This is a genomic window from Pseudomonas sp., assembly GCF_030698175.1.
In the GTDB taxonomy this organism is placed as follows: domain Bacteria; phylum Pseudomonadota; class Gammaproteobacteria; order Pseudomonadales; family Pseudomonadaceae; genus Aquipseudomonas.
Genome location: NZ_JAUYNT010000010.1, coordinates 14,930 through 33,950 on the forward strand (window position 1 = coordinate 14,930; position 19,021 = coordinate 33,950).

General features: G+C 59.0%; 17 protein-coding genes. 1 reads left to right on the plus strand and 16 read right to left on the minus strand.

Features of this window, described 5'->3' with window-relative positions:
• Positions 1 to 77: 77 nt before the first annotated feature.
• The 3 genes from Q8R10_RS04520 to msbA all read right to left on the minus strand — a co-directional run bounded on the left by Q8R10_RS04520 (position 78) and on the right by msbA (position 4,346).
• Entirely contained in the window at positions 78 to 1,475 is a 1,398-nt protein-coding gene (locus Q8R10_RS04520) for a PIG-L deacetylase family protein (RefSeq protein WP_305651423.1), read from the minus strand.
• 160 nt (positions 1,476 to 1,635) lie between these two features.
• Positions 1,636 to 2,532 (minus strand): GNAT family N-acetyltransferase, encoded by an 897-nt coding sequence (locus Q8R10_RS04525; RefSeq protein ID WP_305651424.1) that lies wholly within the window; start codon positions 2,530 to 2,532, stop codon positions 1,636 to 1,638.
• The gene (msbA, locus tag Q8R10_RS04530) at positions 2,532 to 4,346 is read right to left on the minus strand and encodes a lipid A export permease/ATP-binding protein MsbA (RefSeq protein WP_305651426.1); all 1,815 of its coding nucleotides are present in this window, start codon (positions 4,344 to 4,346) and stop codon (positions 2,532 to 2,534) included. Before msbA ends, Q8R10_RS04525 begins: the two co-directional genes overlap by 1 nt.
• 136 nt (positions 4,347 to 4,482) lie before the next feature.
• On the opposite strand from msbA, the gene Q8R10_RS04535 reads away from it, so the two are divergent.
• A complete protein-coding gene (locus Q8R10_RS04535) occupies positions 4,483 to 5,139 on the plus strand; it encodes a toluene tolerance protein (protein ID WP_305651428.1) in 657 nt (218 codons plus the stop codon).
• Between the two features lie 19 nt (positions 5,140 to 5,158).
• Here the strand turns inward: Q8R10_RS04535 and Q8R10_RS04540 are convergent, their stop codons facing one another.
• The 13 genes from Q8R10_RS04540 to waaC all read right to left on the minus strand — a co-directional run bounded on the left by Q8R10_RS04540 (position 5,159) and on the right by waaC (position 19,020).
• Positions 5,159 to 6,343, minus strand: coding sequence for an O-antigen ligase (locus Q8R10_RS04540; RefSeq protein WP_305651430.1), 1,185 nt, complete (start codon positions 6,341 to 6,343; stop codon positions 5,159 to 5,161).
• Between the two features lie 124 nt (positions 6,344 to 6,467).
• On the minus strand, positions 6,468 to 7,475 hold the full coding sequence (locus tag Q8R10_RS04545; RefSeq protein WP_305651431.1) for a glycosyltransferase: 1,008 nt from the start codon (positions 7,473 to 7,475) through the stop codon (positions 6,468 to 6,470).
• A 1-nt stretch (position 7,476) separates the two neighbouring features.
• Positions 7,477 to 8,397, minus strand: coding sequence for a glycosyltransferase (locus tag Q8R10_RS04550; RefSeq protein WP_305651433.1), 921 nt, complete (start codon positions 8,395 to 8,397; stop codon positions 7,477 to 7,479).
• A gap of 10 nt (positions 8,398 to 8,407) precedes the next feature.
• Entirely contained in the window at positions 8,408 to 9,379 is a 972-nt protein-coding gene (locus Q8R10_RS04555; RefSeq protein ID WP_305651435.1) for a glycosyltransferase, read from the minus strand.
• A complete protein-coding gene (locus tag Q8R10_RS04560; RefSeq protein ID WP_305651437.1) occupies positions 9,379 to 10,308 on the minus strand; it encodes a glycosyltransferase family 2 protein in 930 nt (309 codons plus the stop codon). The genes Q8R10_RS04555 and Q8R10_RS04560 overlap by 1 nt, the downstream gene beginning before the upstream one ends.
• Positions 10,308 to 11,372 (minus strand): glycosyltransferase family 9 protein, encoded by a 1,065-nt coding sequence (locus tag Q8R10_RS04565; protein WP_305651439.1) that lies wholly within the window; start codon positions 11,370 to 11,372, stop codon positions 10,308 to 10,310. The genes Q8R10_RS04560 and Q8R10_RS04565 overlap by 1 nt, the downstream gene beginning before the upstream one ends.
• Before the next feature lie 7 nt (positions 11,373 to 11,379).
• Positions 11,380 to 13,110 carry a carbamoyltransferase gene (locus Q8R10_RS04570; RefSeq protein ID WP_305651441.1) on the minus strand — a complete coding sequence of 577 codons (1,731 nt, stop codon included), beginning with the start codon at positions 13,108 to 13,110 and terminating at the stop codon, positions 11,380 to 11,382.
• Between the two features lie 5 nt (positions 13,111 to 13,115).
• Positions 13,116 to 14,585: a lipopolysaccharide kinase InaA family protein gene (locus Q8R10_RS04575; protein ID WP_305651695.1), complete on the minus strand. Its 1,470-nt coding sequence runs from the start codon at positions 14,583 to 14,585 to the stop codon at positions 13,116 to 13,118.
• Between the two features lie 14 nt (positions 14,586 to 14,599).
• Complete coding sequence (locus Q8R10_RS04580; RefSeq protein WP_305651442.1) at positions 14,600 to 15,346, minus strand: lipopolysaccharide kinase InaA family protein; 747 nt, start codon at positions 15,344 to 15,346, stop codon at positions 14,600 to 14,602.
• Positions 15,343 to 16,077 (minus strand): lipopolysaccharide kinase InaA family protein, encoded by a 735-nt coding sequence (locus Q8R10_RS04585; RefSeq protein WP_305651443.1) that lies wholly within the window; start codon positions 16,075 to 16,077, stop codon positions 15,343 to 15,345. Before Q8R10_RS04585 ends, Q8R10_RS04580 begins: the two co-directional genes overlap by 4 nt.
• Positions 16,077 to 16,898, minus strand: coding sequence for a lipopolysaccharide core heptose(I) kinase RfaP (rfaP, locus tag Q8R10_RS04590; RefSeq protein ID WP_305651444.1), 822 nt, complete (start codon positions 16,896 to 16,898; stop codon positions 16,077 to 16,079). Before rfaP ends, Q8R10_RS04585 begins: the two co-directional genes overlap by 1 nt.
• Positions 16,895 to 18,016 (minus strand): glycosyltransferase family 4 protein, encoded by a 1,122-nt coding sequence (locus Q8R10_RS04595; protein WP_305651446.1) that lies wholly within the window; start codon positions 18,014 to 18,016, stop codon positions 16,895 to 16,897. The genes rfaP and Q8R10_RS04595 overlap by 4 nt, the downstream gene beginning before the upstream one ends.
• Positions 18,016 to 19,020: a lipopolysaccharide heptosyltransferase I gene (waaC, locus tag Q8R10_RS04600; protein WP_305651447.1), complete on the minus strand. Its 1,005-nt coding sequence runs from the start codon at positions 19,018 to 19,020 to the stop codon at positions 18,016 to 18,018. The genes Q8R10_RS04595 and waaC overlap by 1 nt, the downstream gene beginning before the upstream one ends.
• Position 19,021 lies beyond the last annotated feature (1 nt).

Here is a 19,021-nt window from a genome sequence, read left to right on the forward strand (position 1 = left end):
GCGGTGTTACCCATCAAGCCGGTAAAACGGTTGATGGGTATCGCTACGCTCAACGCCATCCTACAGCTCGACCCCGCCTACAAATGCCGAACCCAGAACAGCTCATGGCGGCGTACCGCCTTGCGCATAAATTCGTTATCGCCGGTCGCCGGCCAACGGCGGCCCAGCAACAGTTGCTGGATCAGCCGGCGTAGACGTTTTTTAAAGGGCAGCCGGCCTTGCAAATCATGCTGCATCTGCAGCGCCATGGCCTTATCCAGCTGTTGCTCGGCGCTCAGGCTCGGGCTCCACAGACCATCGGCGGGCAATGCGCTCAGCGCCGGCGGCAGGGCGATGCCATTGCCCGCCGGACCCATCGGCCAGCGGTCGTTGTCGTGCAGGTGATTGGCATACAGCAGCAAGGTGTGCGGCTGCCAAGCGCTGGCCTGGATGGCGTCGAGCAGCGCCCGAGTGGCGGCAACATGGTCGCTGTGCGGGTCTAATTCTGGGTGCGGGGTGACTACCACCTCCGGGCGAAAATGCTCCAGCAGCGCCAGCAGATCGGCGTGTAAGTTACTGCCGCTGGGCCGACCATCGACATCGCCCGGCAAGCGCAGCGAGTTGTGTTGGCGCACGGAGCGAATGTCGCCTTCGCCCGACTCGCGCGAGGCAAATGCCTGCTCGGGCTGATCGAGCATGGCCGGCAACTGCAGACAGTAATAGCCCAGCTGCACGCACTGGCTTTGTGGCACGCCGCCCCAGAGCGGGATGGCCAGACTGTCCCAGCTGCGCAGGCGCCCCTTCAAGCGCGCGGCCTGGGCTTGATCCAACCCAAGCAGCTGATAATTCTCGGCCTCAATCTCGCCCTGGGTCAGGGTGACGATGCTGACCTGCGCCGCCTGACTGTAGAGGCCATAGGCGGCCAGCTCGGCATCATCGGCATGGGGCGCTATCACCAGCAGGCGCTGCTGTGGGTAATCGGGATTCGTGAACGCATGCAGGGTGGCGGTCGCCGCCAACCGACAAAAGCGTCCGTGCAAGCTCAATTGGCCGGCTTTGAGCGCCGCCGCCAGTTGACCGGATAAATTCAAGTAACGCTGGCCGCAGACACCGCGCTCGAAGTCCTGCCGATCAGTACCGATCTGCACATAAGGATCGAGCCAACGGCCCAACCAGGTGCTGCGCAGCTCAAGTTGCAGGATCAGGGTATCGGCAGCGCCAAGCTCGCCCGCCACCTGTAACTGCCCGCCCTGCAGGCGCACCACTAAAACTTGAGTGCCTGTAGGAAAGGCGTATTGATAATCGTCGCTCGGGGCATAGAACAGATGATCGGCAAACCAGGCTTCATGGCCGATCCAACCGAGTATCAGCAGCACCGGCAACCACCACCATGCGACCAGTACGGCGGGGACCAGCAGCATCGCCAACCCCAGCAACAGGGCGATGCGTTTGTGCCGGCGATGCTGCTTAAGGAGTTGCTGCTTGCGTGCGGACATAGATCACACTTGTAGGTTGGGTTAGCGGCGGATACCGACATCTTAAAAGCAACACATTACCCGAACGCCGCGTAACCCAACGCAGCGCCGGCAAAAGCAGCGGCAGTGTCGGGTTACGCTGCGCTAACCCAACCTACGGGTTTGATTGCATGTTGAGCGCTTACACCTGATACACCGGCAGGCGATTGCACCAGCGATCTTTGTATTCGCGATCCGCGCGGCCGAATGAGTAACGCAGCGGCTTGCCCAGGGCGCGAGCGTCTTCCCAGGCAGTCTGGGTATTGACGAAACTCAGCACGCTGCCGGGGCTGAACTCACGGCTCGTAGGGTCGACGCCGCCATTGATGTATTCCAGGCTAATCCACTGCGGCGCCTCGACGCGGTACAGCACCTGGATGGCCACCGGCTCGTCGTTCAGGTAGATCAGCGAACCGCTCATAAATTCGCGCAACAGGCCAAACACCTCGGCCAGATGGGCCTCGCCGGTGGCGGAAAAACCCCAACGACGCTGGAATAAATCCGCATAAATCGTTGCCTGCTCGACGGCAGAAAGCTCCGCCATCGGCCGAATCACGCCGCCGGCCTCCTCCAGCAAACGTTGTTCGCGGCGCTGGTTGTAGCGGAATTTTTTGCTGTACTGCTCGGGCTCGCGGGCCAACGCCAGGCCTTCCGGCTGCGCACTCAGGGTATTGAACTGCCCGGCATGCAAGGGTGAGACATAGCGCGCCCGATGGCGCAGCGGCAGGCTGGCGCCGGGCGCCACCGGCAGGATGATCTCGGCATTACCCAGATCGAGCAGGCCGCGCTTGCCCTGCTGCTTGAGCACGTCTTTAGACAGCGCCAAATGGCGGCCCCAGGTGGGCAGCGCCGCCTGTAACTCGCCATTTTCCAGCCAACCCAGATAACGCACCGGAATGCCCGCCAGCCCGGCCAGGCGCTCGACCACCTGCGGATGGGTGGCCACACTGCCACCAAAACGCTGCCACACGGCGGCATAATCGGCGTCGGATATCGGCGTCCAGCCGCGCTCACGCCAGGCCCGCAGGCGATTAAGCATCAAGCATTGCTCTCGACAGCCACTTCTTCGTCAGCGTCGGCAAATTGCCGCGAGTGCAGGCGACTGTAGTAGCCGTTCTGAGCGAGCAATTCGGCGTGGCTGCCGCGCTCGACGATGCGGCCCTGATCCATTACCAGAATCAGATCGGCCTTCTCGATGGTGCTCAGCCGGTGGGCGATCACCAGCGTGGTGCGACCTTGCATGACCTTATCCAGGGCGCTTTGAATATGCTGCTCGGATTCGGTGTCCAGCGCCGAAGTGGCCTCATCGAGAATCAGCACCGGGGCGTTTTTCAGCAAGGCGCGGGCAATCGCCAAACGCTGACGCTGGCCACCGGACAGCAGCACGCCGTTCTCGCCCACCAGGGTCTGGTAGGCCTGGGGCATCTTCACAATAAATTCATCGGCATAGGCGGCGGCAGCGGCAAGCTGAACATCCGCCAAGGGCGCGCCGGCCAAATCGCCGTAGGCAATATTGTTCGCCACCGTATCGTTGAACAGCGTCACCTGCTGGGTCACCAGGGCAATATGCCGACGCAGATTACGCAGGCTGTATTCCTCGACATCCACCCCATCGAGCAGTATCTGTCCCTGCTCATGGTGATAGAAACGCGGCACCAAGCTGGCCAGGGTCGACTTGCCGCTGCCGGAGCGGCCCACCAACGCGACCATCTGCCCAGGCTCGGCAGTAAAGCTGATGTCATGCAACACCGGTTGTTCGGTGTCTGGGTATTGAAAGCTGAGGTTGCGCACTTCCAGGCGGCCGGTGACTCGCTCCAGTTCGACGCTGCCGTGATCGACCTCGGAGGGTTCATCCAGCTGCTCGAAGATGCTCTCGGCACCGGCCACGCCCTTCTGAATGGTCGAGCTGACCTCCGAAAGCTGACGGATCGGCTTGGGCAGCAAGCCGGCCATGGTGATATAGGCCACCAGATCGCCGGCCGACGAGTCGCCGCGCAGGAACAAGACCAGGAACATCACCAAGGCCAAGGCGCTGTAAGTCACCAGCTGCAGAGTCGGAGTATAAACAGCGCCGGTTTTGACCATCCGCAACTGCTTATCGGTATTACTCTGGCTGGCACTCTGGAAGCGCGTTTGCTCGTAGCTCTCGCCGCCGAAGCTGCGCACCACCCGATAGCCTTGAATGGTCTCGGAGGCCACATGGGTCACATCGCCCATGGCTACCTGGATCTGCTTGCTCTGCTTGCGGAATTTCTTGCTGGTGCTGCTGACCATCAGGCCAATCAGCGGCAGTATCGCCACCATCACCAGGGTCAGCTTCCAGTTCATCCACAGCAGGGAGGCGAACAGGAACACCACCGTCATGCCCTCGCGAATCACCACCTTGATCGCATCGGTGGCAGCCCCCGTGACCATGGTCACGTTGAAGGTGATACGGGAAATCAGATGGCCCGAACTATGATTATCGAAGTAGCGATTCGGCAGGACCAAAAGCTTGTTGAACAGCACCACCCGCAGGTCATGCACCAAGCCCAGCGACACCCGGGCCAGAAAGAAGTTACCCAAAAATGAGCCGATACCTTGCCAAACCGCGATCAGCACAATTAACAGCGGCACCGCCTGCTGCAGGGGCAAATCGGGAAGATAGGCATTGGGGGGAAACAGGCTGGCACCAGGGTTACTTAGACCATCGACAAAATATTTGAGTATGTAAGCGAGCATTGGTTGGGTTGATGCAAAGATCAAAAAGCCCACGATACTCAACAAAAATATACCAATATAGGGACGCAGATAGGTCAACAAACGCAGATAGACTGCCATCGTTGAGGGTGCACTACGATCTGAACTGCTCATGGGAATCCGCATCGAAAAATGTAGCCCTATGCTAACACAGGGCTCTTTTTAACAACTCAAGCGCCGTGCATGGTTCCGCGTGGCTGATTTGGGTGGTCTGCAGGTAAGATAGCCGTTTTCGAAGAGAGGGACGCCCATGCAAGCACTCGAACACAGCGCCTACTTGGCACTTCGCGAAGGCGCTGAAGTCCTTGAGGCGGATAGCCATGGCGATAAAGTTCTGCGACTGCCTGACGGCGCCTATCTAAAGCTGTTCCGCCGAAAACGCCTACTCTCATCTGCGGCAATCTGGCCTTACGCTCAGCGCTTCGCGGACAATACCAAGGCACTCCAAACCAGAGGAATCCCCTGCCCGGAGATCATCGAGCTCTACCGAATAGCATCCATTGAACGTGATGCAGTTCACTATGCACCGTTACCAGGGCAAACCTTACGCCAGCTTATCCAACAGGAGATTGGCATCGAAAGTTTACGCGCCCAACTTGGAGAGTTCGTGGCAAAACTGCATGCATGCGGCATCTACTTCCGCTCGCTGCATTTAGGCAATATTGTTCTCACACCCGAGAACACCTTCGGACTTATTGATATAGCTGACATGAAATTCTTACGTAGGCCACTGCACAAAGGACAGCGCGTACGTAATTTTCAGCACATGCTCCGCTACAGCATCGATAAGCAGTGGCTGCTTTCAGCCCCATTGAAACCTAATGGTTTTTTTGACAGCTATTTAACCCATAGCCAATTGCAAATGGAACTATCTGCCTTAATCCAGATAGTCGATCAGCATGCGTAGCCCCTGACCAGGGAAAACTTCACTTCTGATCAGCTCGAATTTCAGGCAATAGTTTTTCTTTATCGCTACCGAGTGCAAAAACTAAAGCCAGTGGCAACCAGGTTACAAACCACCCCGGATTGGGCTTTACCCATTGAGCAATACCATCAGTCAACACGACGACACTTGAGTAAACCAGCAAAACAAGCGCCGCCTGCCCCAAGCCTGTAGATCGAAACCGATACGCCCTAGCAATAGCCCAACCCCAAAGTGAAAGCCAAGAAAGCAGCCCGACAAGACCAAAGCGCACCATTATATCAATAAACATATTATGTGGATGATAAGAAACCACACCTGCAGACCCTATACTAATCCTAACCTCCTCGAACCCCACACCAATTAGAAGATTATCAAAAGCATGCATTAACCCGCCCTTCCACAACTCAGACCTATATGACCCCCCCCTAGCAAGAAAAACATTCTCATTCAAGAAGTACACAAAGACTAGCATAGCAACACCCGCTCCAAGCAAAAAATACACACGTCGATTACGTAACAATAAAACAGCCACGACAAAAGCCGAAAGCAGAGCAATCCAAACCCCACGGGTTTGATTTGAAATCAAGAACACACAATAGCCTGCCAAAGAAATGATCAGAGAGACGCGTAACAATGGACGAACGGTTTCTCTTAGCCCAAGACATACGGCCAGCAGCATTAATGCGCCGATTGCTTGAGCGGCAGGAATCACCACATTCCACAAGCCAATAGCTGGATGCCGAGACAATAGCGCCTTCCCTTCAACCAAATAGAAAAATATCCAGGAAGCCCAGGCGCCGAAACCACCGACAATAGCGGAAAATAACAAGAGCCGTTTAACTTTATCTATATCTGCTTCTGCAATTGCGAAAAAACCAAGCAGGGTCAATCCGATATAGAATGGAATTTTGAGTTCACGCAAATCGCCCACGCCTCGAAAATGCATGACAACCACAAACAAAAACCACGTCGCAGCCAAAAAATAAAGACTCGCCCCGCTACGACTCAGCGATTTATAACGCGAAGAAAAACAGCACACATGCACCAAAGCAGGAATCCAAACAAATGCAATTATCAATTTCTGATAGGGGGTATTACTAGACAGTATCCATGGTGCACAAAAAAGAATAAAAAATCCGAAATAAATCACATTAATTATGCACGCCTCTTTAGATAACCCACTCAAAATGCAATCTCCAAATCAAAAGAAAATTAAAAAACCATAGCCAAAAAATTAGCAAAAGAAGGGGAAAGAGGGATTCGCGGACAGCTTCCGGCCTTAGAGACCGAAACCATTCACTTACGAAAAATCAATGCCACCACCAGAAAATGGCGGTAATCTTCTCGAAAAAAACTCTGAAATACGCTTCTAAAAATCTAAAACGCCATTTCTTGATCACCGGATATAGTTCGATAAAATCAAAAACACCAGCATCTCGAATGCTATCCATAATTTTCTGCTGCCTAATTTTCCGATCCCGTCGAGCACGCCTACGACCCAGATCAATTAGCGTGTCTTGCAGAAATCCGGTATAAGAATCAGCAGCCCCTTCGTTACCAAGCACACGTAAACGAGCGATTTCAATTCGGACATTCTCGTATACACGCTCCATATATTCAACAAACGCTATATTCCGGGTGGCACTTCCTGAATGCACCCGTATCAAAACCATAGCTGCTGATTCATCCACACCAGCCATACAAGCTCCCCGCAGAATGCAGCGCAAAAAATAATCCCAATCTTCCAGTGCCCGCATGTCCGAGTCAAAATAACCGACCCGCTGCAGCAAGGCGCGCCGAAACATAGCGGCAGGAAGTGGCAAATTATTCTTGCGAATAAACACAGGAAAAGCCTCTTCCCCGTAGCCGGTAATTGAGCGACTCCACTCTCGTAGCGAATCCAGTCGATAATTGGTGAACAACTCATCCGGGTTAGCATCTGAAAAATAACGGAATTTCGAATAAGAAATATCCACGGCCGCGCAACGCCGGAAGTGCTCAATATGGGCATGCAACTTTGAGGGCGAGAGCAGATCATCGGCATCGAGAAACAACACGAACTCGCCCCGCGCCCGCGCTATACCAGCGTTGCGCGCAGTGGATACACCCTGATTGTGCTGGTGTATATAGATAACCCGGGCATCTTGTTGCGCCAAAACTGCTACTTGAGCCGCCGTATCATCGGTAGAACCATCATCAACGACAATCGCTTCCCAGTGTTTATAGTCTTGCGACTGGAGGCTCGCAATGGTATCTGCGAGATAGGCTCCATAGTTGTAGCTAGGGATTATGACCGAAACCAAATCAACCTGACTCAACTCAGCTTCCCCACTTAATGACGCCAGCCCGTGGCCATCCACTCAGGAGCAGGCGTAAAAAACCGCGCAATGTTTTGCCATTCCAGAAGCGCCAAGGAATCTGCCGCAACAGCCCCCACGCTAGCGCTTTGTCTTGCCGCGCGCACTTGAGCAGCATCGAATTGCGAAAGCTATTGCACACCTGCCCGTAAGCCGGATGATCGCTGAACTGCGCATAGGTGCGCAGGACGTTGTCGACCATAAAGCGGTAGTTCTTGTAGGTGTTGCTGCCATGCACCCGGTACTGCGCCAGCACCTCGCCGAGGATATCGACGAAGTAGCCGGCACGGGTAATCTTCAGCTGAATCAGCAAGTCTTCCAAACGAATCTGCGGATCGAAACCGCCAACTTTCGCCAGGGCCTCGCGGCGAAACATCAGGGTCGGTGCCGGCGCTCCGGCTTTACGATTGAGAAACACATCGTCGAAATCCAGGCGCCGCAGTTGCAGCTCCCGAGGCGCACCTCGGGAGTTACCGGCCGCGTCAATCTCCTCGATATTGCCGGCGCAAATACCCACCTCCGGCTTGCCCTGCAGATAGGCCACTTGCAATGCCAAGCGCTGCGGCAACATCACATCGTCCGAGCCAAAGGACACAATCAGATCACCGCGAACCCGAGCGATACTGTCATTCAAGGTGCGCGACAGCCCCTGGTTTTTCTGCACGATAAAGTCAAAACCATGCAGCTGCTGCAGACGCTGAATGCGTTCGACGCTGTCATCGCTGGAGCCGTCATCCACCACCAGCAACTCGATATTGCCGTAGGTTTGCGCCAGTACGCTGGCGATGCTGGCCTCGATATAGGGCCCGTGATTGTAGGAGGCGATAATCACGCTGACCAAAGGTTGCTCGCCGCTGCCAGCACCCATATTCGACTCGCTCATAACAACCCTTTCAAATAAATCCAAGACGCTGGCATAAGGCGCGCCAGCCAGTGAGCGGCGCGACTAGCGGCCAAGGTTCAGCCAACAGCGCGGCCATCCGCACGGCTAGATGCGGATAACTTAACCGGGCTTCGACAAAGGCGCGGCCGGCATCGGCAATCCGCTGCGCCCGCGCAGGATCGCTGCGCAACGAAGCTATATGCCCACGCAACTCGGCCAGGTTGCTGTACAGCAGCAGATGTTCGCCATCGCGCAGGCCAATGGCCGACTCTTCGCAGCCTTGACGCCAGGCCAGCAGCACACAGCCACAGGCCATGGCCTCGAAATTCTTGGCCATGTACTCGCCCAGTCCAACATCAGCGCTGATAAACAGCCGAATCCGATTGAGCATCTGCCGGTAGGCCTCGCCCGGCTCGGTGCGCAGCAATTGCAATGGCTCGCTGGCGGCCAGCTGCTCCAGCAGCGCTTTGCGCCCGGCATAGGCGGCGCTGGCGGTGCGGCCGATAAACCCCAGCTCAATCTCGCGCCGCTGGAGATCAGCCGCCTCTGGCTGCAAAAACTGCCGCGCCGGGTCGTAGCCCTTGGGCGCAAAGCTCACGGCAAAACCTTCCGCCCGCAGCTGCGCGGCCACGCTGGCGCCTGTCACCAAGATCCGCGCCTGGGGCAAGCGCCGATAGAACTGGCTGAAGGCGCCGTGCCAGCGCGAGTTGCTCAGGTAGTTCTGGCAGGCATCTTCTTCGTAAATCAACAATCCACTGAGCCGCGCCAGATAGCGAGTCTGGCGGTAGATATTCTTGAACGGCAGATCCAGGACTATCCGCTCGAAACTGGCCAGATTTAGATGGGCCAGGGATTTGCACAAATTGCGCTGCGGTTTCTTCTCCAGCCGCAGCACTTCGAGGCTGTGGTGCTGGGCCAGCTCGGCATACAGGGTGCTCAGATCCGGTAGGCGCTGCGCCGCGGTCAGCAATAGCACCCGCATCAGGCCAGCCCCAAACCGAGACGCAGGGCTTTTTTCAGATAACTCCAGCGCAGCGCCTGCAATGGGCTGAGCCTCAATGCATGGCGATAGTAACGCCGCGCACAGGCCTGATCGCCATCCAGCAAGGCCGCGCGAAACAGCGACAGATAACGCTGCGCCTCATAGCGCTGGCGCAGCGGCTGGCATTCGGCCGGCAAGCTGGCGAACACTTCACGCAACATGCCCTGGGCCACCGCCTCTTCGTCGGCGCGGTTATGCCGCAGGCTGTCGGCGTGTTTGTAGATGCGTGCCAGCGGCTGATTGGTCAGGGCCACCGGGGCGCTGACCAGTAGGTAGGCAAATACCGCTATATCTTCACCGCTGCGCAAGCTTTCCGGGTACGGCCGTTGCAGCAGCAGATCGCGGCGAAACAGCGTGCAGCAGTGCGAAATGGAGATTTTCTTGTCCAGCAGATAGCGCTGGATCAGCTGCCGTGGCGTGCCGCTGGCCGGGGTGGGCAAGCGCAGGCGCTCGCGGCCATCTGTAGAGACCGACAGCTGCGCCCCTAGCACCAGGCCAGCCTGCGGGTTGCTCGTCACTACCTCGCGCAGGGTATCCAACGCCGTGGGTAGCAATTCATCATCGGCGTCCAGCAGCAAGGCGTAGCGCCCGCGGGCCAGGCGAATGCCGTGGTTGCGCGCCGCGGCTGCGCCGGCATTGGCCTGATGCACCACCTGCAGCTGTGGATGGTGCGCCTGCTGCGCTAGCTGATAAGTGGCCAAGACCTCGGCGGTGTTATCTCGCGAGCCATCATTGACCACCAGCAGCTCAATATCTTCCGCCCACTGCGCCAGCACCGAGCTCAGTACTCGCGGCAACAGTTGGGCGTAGTTATAGGCCGGAATGATGATGGAAATAAGGGGCTCGGCGGCAACGGGCGTATCGCTCATCAGATAGCCACTTCGTGCAGGGCAACAAACTTTTTGAACGCCCTCTCGACGCGGGAAACGCTGAGAAAAACCATCCAGGCATGCTTGATTGCACCCATCGAGATATATGGCCGCACGACTTTATTGCGACCCCAACCCGGCCGCCAGCAGAAACCATCTCGGCGCTTGCGATAGATCGTCAGCACCGGCACCCCCAAGGCCGAGGCCAAATGCCCCACCCCAGAATCATTGCCAATCACGTAGCCCGACTCATAGAGATAGGCGGCCAACTCTTGGGCATTGGCGAATTGTGGGACGGCGAACTCCGCCTCGAAACGCGGTGCCCATTCAGCCCTTTCCTTGGGTGATAATACGAACTGCGGATCAAACCCTTGCTGTTTCAAGCGGCGCGCGAGGCGCAGGTATTTTTCATAGGGCCAGTTCTTCTTCACGTTGTAAGAGGTCGGATGCAGCATGACGCGCTGCCGATGTCGTCGCGCCACTAAGGTTGGCGGTGCCACGAAACCGACCTCTGCCACCGCATTGGCGATAGCTAACTTGCTTTGGCAAAACACGACAGCCTGCTCAACCATGCTCAGGCTATCGTCATTGAGGGTACGAATCGGCCCGGCGCAGCTGGCCAGTTCGCGTAGCAGCCCGGCCTTAGCAGGACCTAAGCGCGCGGCTAGGCGCTCGCGGTGATCCTGCAGGTAGTCCGGATGGACGCGTAAGGTGCCGACAAAGACAAAGTGTTGAGCTAAATCGGCTGGATCCTGCTTGAGGCTCGCGACTATCCCACCACAATCTGACAGCACCAGATCATAGGTGTCGGCCAGCGCTTGCGTCTGCTCGGGCCGGGGGAAAGGCAAGACGCGAATATTCGGCAACCACTGCGCGAAATGCGCCAAGTGGTTGCTCAGCAGCGTGACGCTATAGCCCGCTCGCGCCAGATTATTCGCCACTATCAGATAGATCAGGCTATCGCCCAAGCCAAGCGACGGCACTACGGCGACATGGCAGTCGGATCGATCGACCACGGCCGTTGTAATTGGATGCAATGTTCCTTCATTCGCTCCGACCGTCATGCCCGTGTTACTCCTTGACCACCAGGATATCCTGCATGATCAGGTACTCAAGGTCCGAGCCGAAGAACATGTCCAGCGCATCGGTTGGTGAGCAGATCATCGCTTCGCCACGGCGGTTCAGCGAGGTGTTGAGCGACACGCCGTTGCCGGTGAGTTTCTCCAGCTCCAGCATCATGTCGTAGTAGCGCGGGTTGTATTCGCGCTTGAGCACCTGGGCGCGGGAGGTGCCGTCTTCGTGCACTACTTCGCCGACGCGTTGCTTCCACTCGTCATTCACCTCGAAGGTGAAGGTCATAAACGGGCTCGGGTGATCGATCTTGAACATCTGCGGCGCGACTGTGTCGAGCATCGACGGGCAGAAGGGCCTCCAGCGCTCGCGGAACTTGATCTGCGCGTTGATCCGATCAGCCACGCCCGGCACGCTTGGGCAGCCGATAATCGAACGACCACCCAGCGCCCGCGGGCCGAACTCCATACGCCCCTGGAACCAGGCCACCGGATTGCCGGCGACCATGATTTGGGCGATGCGTTGCGGCATGTTGTCGATCTGCGTCCACTGCGGCTTATGGGCGTGGCGGGCGCAGGCGGCGATCACGTCTTCGTTGCTGTATTCAGGGCCGAGATAGACGTGCTCCATCTTCTCCACCGGCACGCCGCGCTTGTGCGAAATAAAAGCGGCGGCGCCGACTGCGGTACCGGCGTCACCGGAGGCCGGCTGGACGAACAGCTCTTTGACTTCCGGGCGGGCAATGATCTTCTGGTTAAGCTTGACGTTCAGCGCGCAACCGCCGGCGAACACCAGCTTGCCGGTTTCCTTGAGGATGTCACCGAGGTAGTAATCCATCATCTGCAGCGCCAACTTTTCGAACAGCGCTTGCATGCTGGCGGCGTAATGAATGTACGGATCGTCGGCAATATCGCCTTCGCGCTTCGGCCCCAGCCACTCGATCAGCTTGGGCGTGAAGTAGAAGCCTTTGCCTTTCTCTTTGTAGCGGCGCAGGCCGATGACGTTGGCGTATTCGGTGTTGATCACCAGCTCGCCGTTTTCAAACTTGGCCAAACGCGAGAAATCGTACTTGCTGGCGTCGCCGTAGGGCGCCATGCCCATGACCTTGAACTCGCCATCGAGCATCTCGAAACCGAGGAACTCGGTGATCGCGCCGTACAGACCGCCGAGGGAATCGGGATCGAAGAATTCCTTAATCTTGTGGATCTTGCCGTTCTCGCCGTAGCCGAAGAAGGTGGTGGCGTACTCACCCTTGCCGTCGATGCCGAGGATCGCGGTTTTCTCTTTAAAACCGGAGCAATGGTAGGCGCTGGCGGCGTGCGCCAGATGGTGCTCGACCGCCTCGATCTTGACCTTTTTCAGGTCGAAACCTAGCTGCTCCAGGCACCAGTTGATCTTGGTGCGGTAGCGCTTGTAGCGGCGGTTGCCCATCAGGATCGCATCCAGGGCGCGATCCGGGGCGTACCAGTAGCGCTTGGCGTAGTGCCAACGGGCCTTATCAAAAATGCTGATCGGCGCGAACGGGATCGCCACCACATCGACATCGCTCGGCTTGATCCCGGCTTGCTCCAGGCAGAACTTGGCCGACTCGTAGGGCATGCGATGCTTGGCATGCTTGTCGCGCACGAAGCGCTCTTCTTCCACTGCAGCAACCAGTTTGCCGTCGATGTACAGGGCCGCAGACGGGTCATGGCTCAAGGCGCCGGACAGGCCGAGAATGATCAATGCCACAGGGTTTAGCCTCTTTCAGGGCAGGTGCTGGGCACCTGCGGTAAACGTTGGTCGAGCAGCTGGTGCAATGCCGAATCGGCCGGCCAGTTGCGCAAAAATCGGGTGCGATCCCGTGCATAAGCACGCTTGAAACTGCTGTCATGCCGGTGTTGGCGCATGGCATCCAAATCAATCAACGCCCAGCGGCCGCAGTCGCCGGTGGTCTGCCAGAGCAGGTTATGGCCCTTGAAGTCGCCATGGCTGATGCGCTCGCGCAGCAAGGCGGCAAACAGCTTATCCAGCGCCAGCAGCTCTGTTTCTGGCGGCTGACTGGCGAGATAAGGCGCAAAGCGGGCGATTATATCTTGCCCGGGCAGATATTCGGTAATCAGGTACGCCGGGCCGCGCAACCAGCACCAGCGCCGCTCCAAGACGGCCAGCGGCTTGGGCGTGGCGATGCCAAGCAACTCCAGCCGATTGGCCTCGCGCCAGCTGTGCCAGGCCCGGCTCGGGCGCCAAAAACGCTTAAACCAATGGGCCAGGTCTTTGATGTTGTAGCGTTTGACCAGCAGCGGCTGGCCATTCAGTTCGACCCGCGCCACGGTCGCCGCGCCACCACCTTTAAATTGATAACCTTGCTCGATATAGGCATCCGGGGCGGCCAGCAATGGCTGCAACTGCGGCTCGGTTTCGCGGCGCACCACCCGCAGGCCGAAGGCGCCGACTTTGGCGCTGAACAGGCTGCAATCGCGGCCGACTTTTTTCAGGTAATCGCGCAGGCGCCAGCGCCGTACCTTGGCCACTTCCTTGAGCAGCAACTCCAGCGGCAGGGCGTGCTCGCTGTTGGCCAGCAGGTAATGCACCAGCAATTGTTCCAGCTCGGCCTCCGGCATCGGCGGCAACTGGGCAAACAATACCCCGAGGTTTTCCAGCACCTTATCCAGCGCCAATGGCTGGCCTGGGGTTTGCGCAAACACGCCGCCACCATCGATCAGGTACAGCTGGCCCTGATGCTGCAGCAGGTTGTCCAGATGCAAATCGGCCTGCCACAGGCCACGGCTGTGCAGCCGCGCCACCATCGCCAGGGCGCTGCCCAGCAGCTCCTCGCGCGGCGCGGTCAACTGCTCGCCGGCGCCCAGTTCACGCCAGGCCTGGGCCAGGCTTTGCGAACCGTCTAGGTAGTCAAACAGCAGCCAGCCGCCCTCGCTCTCTTGCAGGCCGTCGGCGAGCAACTGCGGGGTAGCCAGGCCTTGCTCGGCCAACAGTTTGGCGCCGTCACGCTCACGCTGAAAATGTCGCGCGGCCTTGCTGCCCACCAGCAACTTGGCCAGCACGGTACGACCGCGCCACTGCGCCACACCGACATAGCGCTGACCGGGCAGCACCCGCAGCAGGGTCTGCAGGGTCAAAATGGCCGGACCGGCGCCATCTTCCAGTTGCACGTGCAGCGGCAACTTTGGGGTGCGGCCCGCATGGGTCAGCTGGCCAAGAGGCATCGAAGAACTAAGCTTCATCGCCGCGCAACCTTGTGTTGCTGGCGCGCGTCCAGCCGCTGCCGCCAGCCCGGTACATCGCCGCCCGCGCCGACATAAGCCAGCAGCAACTGACTTACTTCCGCCTCACTCCAATTGCCCGCGCGGCGCAGCAGCGGCTCCAGATCCTTGATCCGGTCACGCTTACCGAACAGCAGCGAGTGGGTCTTTTCCAGGTCGATCAACTGCGCACTGAAGCCGCTAGCCTCTTCACGCAAGAAAATATGCTTGGGGTAAAAGCAACCATGTACCTGCCGCGCAGCGTGCAGCCGCCGGGCCAGCTGGCCACACGCCTGCACAATGGCTAGGCGCTGGCCTTCACTGTGTTCACTCCAGTCCTGCAGCCAGTGCTCCAGGTCCTGCCAGCCGTCTAGCGCGCGGGTGAGCAAAATGGCGCACTGCTTGCCGGCTATTTTGCGCTGGGCAAAAAATGCCGCCTGCAGGGCCGGGATGCCGAGCTGCCGGTAATGCTCGATATTGCGCAGCTCACGAGCAAAGGTCGGCTCGCCAAACGGATGGCGCAGGCTGCGAATCAAGTGATTGGTCTGGCGCTTGAGGTAGTAGCCGTGTTCGCCCAGCTGCAGCCGCGACACCGTGCTGTAGCCGCCGCGCTCGGTGTTGGGCTCGTCCACTGCTGGAAGCGTAAGCGCCCACAGGGCCTCGAAGCTGTCGAGTTGGTACTCGGCCAACAGGGCCCGATCTTCGGCGGCAATAAAGTCGCTCATTCGCGGCCCTCAAAAAAACCAATGATCTTGCGCAGACGCTTCTTGTCCGAGTCATTCAAGCGCGCACGGCCGCGGTACTGCAGATAAAAGCGCAAGCGCTGGGTGCGCGACAATTGCTGCTTGGCGACTTTATCCAGGCAGGCCAGATCCTTGATGATCCGATAACTGAGCGCCGGCCCCCACCAGAAACTGCCGGACGGGCAATCGATCAGAAACACCTTGCCGGCCTCATCGACCAGCAAGTTGCGCCACTTCAAATCGTTGTGGGTGAAGTGATGGTCATGCAGGCAGCGGGTCAGCTCGGCCACTTGCTGGCTGACCCCACGCACCCACTCGGCCTGGCGCAAGCGTGGATCATGCCGATCCACCAGCGCGGCCAGGTCTTGGGTGCCGACCAACTCACGGGTAATCAGCGCGCCACGGACGAAGGCGCCTTTGCTGCGCTCCAATCCGGCGGCCACCACCTGCGGGGTCGGCACGTCCCATTTGGCAAAACGTTTGAGGTTGCGGCACTCGCTGGTGACCCGGGTACGCGCCAGGTAACGGCGCAAGCCCTTGCCGGCACTGCGGTAGCGCTTGACGTAATAACGCACGCCGTCGCGCTCGACCCGAATCACTTCGGAGATGGCATCCTTGGTGATACGCGCGCCCTGCAAGGCAAACACCGCCTCCAAATTGCCGAAGTCCGCCGCCAGCTCGCTGTAATTGGCAGCCAGTTTCCACGCCGCCATCAGAGCGCATCCCCGTAACGCTGTTTGCGTTCATAGAGTTTCGCTGCCTTGGCTTCCAGCCAGGCCAGCAGGCGCGCCTCATCGCGCAGAATCTGCCGCAACGAGGACGAGCCTTGAGCAGCGGCAAAATAACCTTTAACAAAGCGCAACTTGTCGCGCTGGGTCAGGCCGATATCCAGCGCCGAGAAATACAGCGCCGCCAGATCCTTGTCGCGCCAGCGGCGGCTGATGCTCGGGCGGCTTTGGGCGCGGTGCAGATCGATCAGCGACAACTTGAAATCGTCCGCCGTCACCGGCTTATCGGTGTGCAGCAGGAAGTGGCAGATATAACAGTCGCGGTGATTGACCCCGGCGCGGTGCATGCTGCCGGTCATCTTCGCCACTTCGGCGATCAGCGCATGCTTGAGTTTTACCGGCGGCGGTTGCTTGACCCAGTCGAGGCTAAAGTCTTCCAGACTGACGGTGGGCGCCAGTTCTTCGGTGACAATAAACGAATGCTGCGCCGCCGGATTGCGCCCGCGCGCGCCGAAGGCCACCGCCGTCATGCTCGGCACGCCGACTTCGCGCAAGCGCTCGATGGCGATCAATTCCTGCTCGGCGCCGAGTACCGGCAGCTTGGCGGTGAGCAGATTCTTGATGATCTCGCCCCAGCCGATGCCGCGGTGGATCTTGACGAAATAGCCACGGCCAGCGACCTCGGTGCGCAGCGTGCGGCGACCTTCCAGCTCGCGATAGACCTGGCCTTGCAAAGCCTCCACGGCGACAAAGGCATCGCGCCCGGCCCACAGGCTTTTAAACGGCTCGCTCAACTTCAACTTCATGGCCGCTCCGCCAAAATCACATCGGCCGCGTGCTGCGGCATGGAATACAGATCGGCCACGTCTGCGAACGCCAGGCCATTCGCCCCCCATTGGGCACGGACAGCATCGTCGGCGAGCATCGCCGCCAGCTGCTGATTAAGCTCAGCCTGGGTAAAAGGCTCGGCCAGCACCCGACCGCAGTCGGCCTCGGCAACATAATGGGCGTAGCCGCACACGGCGCTGACCAGCACTGGCAAGCCGGACACCAGAGCCTCCAGCAGCACGGTGCCGGTGTTTTCGTTATAGGCCGGATGAATCAGCAAATCGGCGCCCAGCAAGAAGCGCGGAATATCGCTGCGACCCTTGAGAATTTCGACCCTATCGCTAATCCCCAGCGCCGCCATTTGCAGCAGAAACGATTTAGGGTCGTCCTGGCCGATGGCGATCAGCCGGGTGCGCTGCTTGAGTTCGCGCGGCAAGGCAGCAAGCGCCTTGAGGCTGCGATCCAGGCCCTTGGTCTTGAAGCCCGAGCCGATCTGCACCAGCAGCAAATCCTCATCACCGAGCTTGAACTCACGGCGGAACTCGGCGCGAATCTCGGCGGCATTGGCCGGCGCGCGGCGGTCCTGGGTGATGCCCGGCGGCAGCAGATGGAAGCGCTCGGCCTGGGTACCGTAGTGTTTGACGAACAGCGGCTGCTGCACCTCGGAGATCATCAGGATGGAGGTAGCAGACTCGTGGGCAAACACCGCCCGCTCGTAGTCGGCGAAATGCTTGTAGCGGCCCCAACGGCGATACAGGCTATTGCGCAGGGTTTGCGCCTTGTCTTCGAAGCAGCCGTCGGCGGCGTAATAGACATCCAGCCCCGGCATCTTGTTAAAACCTATCACCCGATCCACCGGGCGCTTGGCCAAGTCGAGTTTGATCCAGGCGCTGAGCTTTTCATTGCGGCGGTGATTGAACAGCGCCTTGACCGGCACCACCACCACCTCGAAACCGGCCGGCACTTCACCTTCCCAGATCGGCGTATAGACGCGAATGCCGTGGCCACGCTGCTGGCACTCCAAGGCGATGCGCATAAAGTCGCGCTGCAGGCCGCCGTAGGGAAAATATTTGTAGAGGATAAAAGCCAGTTGCATCAGTGCTTCTCCAAACTGGCCAGCAAGCGGTCTAGCTCGGGCGCCACGCGGGCGGCATCCAAACCGTCGAAACAGGCTTGGTTGCGATCACCGCCGCCGGCCAACGGGCCTGTGGCGCACAGGTGCACCTGGCCGCGACCGTAGGCGCCGACCTTGATCGGCAGGGTGGGTCCGTACAACGAGATGCTCGGCACATCCAGAGCCGCGGCCAGATGACCGAGGCCGGTATCCACCGCCACGCAGGCACTGGCGCCGGCGATCACCACTGCCACGCCACGCAGATTCAGTTTGGGCAGCACGGCCGCGTGCTGGAGACCGGCAACGATGCGCTCGGCCCGGGCCTTTTCAGGCTCGCTGCCCCACGGCAGGCGCACGGCTAGGCCACGGCTATCGAGGTGTTCGGCCAGGGCGCGCCAGTCGGCTTCCGGCCAGTGTTTGCTGGCCCAGGTGGTGCCATGTAAAAACAACACATAGGGCTGCCCAGGCGAACCGTCCAGCAAACGCTCACGACTCAAACCGTAATCACCGACACCCGACGGCAGCGGATAACCGAGCGCCTGGGCGAACAACTGTCGCACCCGCTCGACCGCGTGTTGGCCCCAGGCCACCGCTTGCGGGCGATCATAGAAACGGCTGGCCAAGGGCTCGCGGGCGGATTGAGCATCCAGCCCGGCCACCGGCGCCTTGACGTAGCGGGTCAACAGGGCGCTTTTCAGCAAACCCTGGGCGTCGATCACCAGGTCGTATTCGGTCGTTTGCAGGCGCTGTTTGAAGCGCTGCCATTCACCGCTGCGAATCGTCTGCCAGAGGTTCTTGCGCCAGCGCCGCAACGCCACGGGAATCACCTGGGCCACGGCCGGGTGCCAGGCGGGAATCTCGGCGAAGCCTTCTTCCACCACCCAGTCGAACTGAATACCGGGGATCGCCCGCGCCGCGTCAGTCAGGGCCGGCAGGCTGTGAATCACATCGCCGAGAGAGGAGGTCTTGATTAGCAGTACCCGCAAA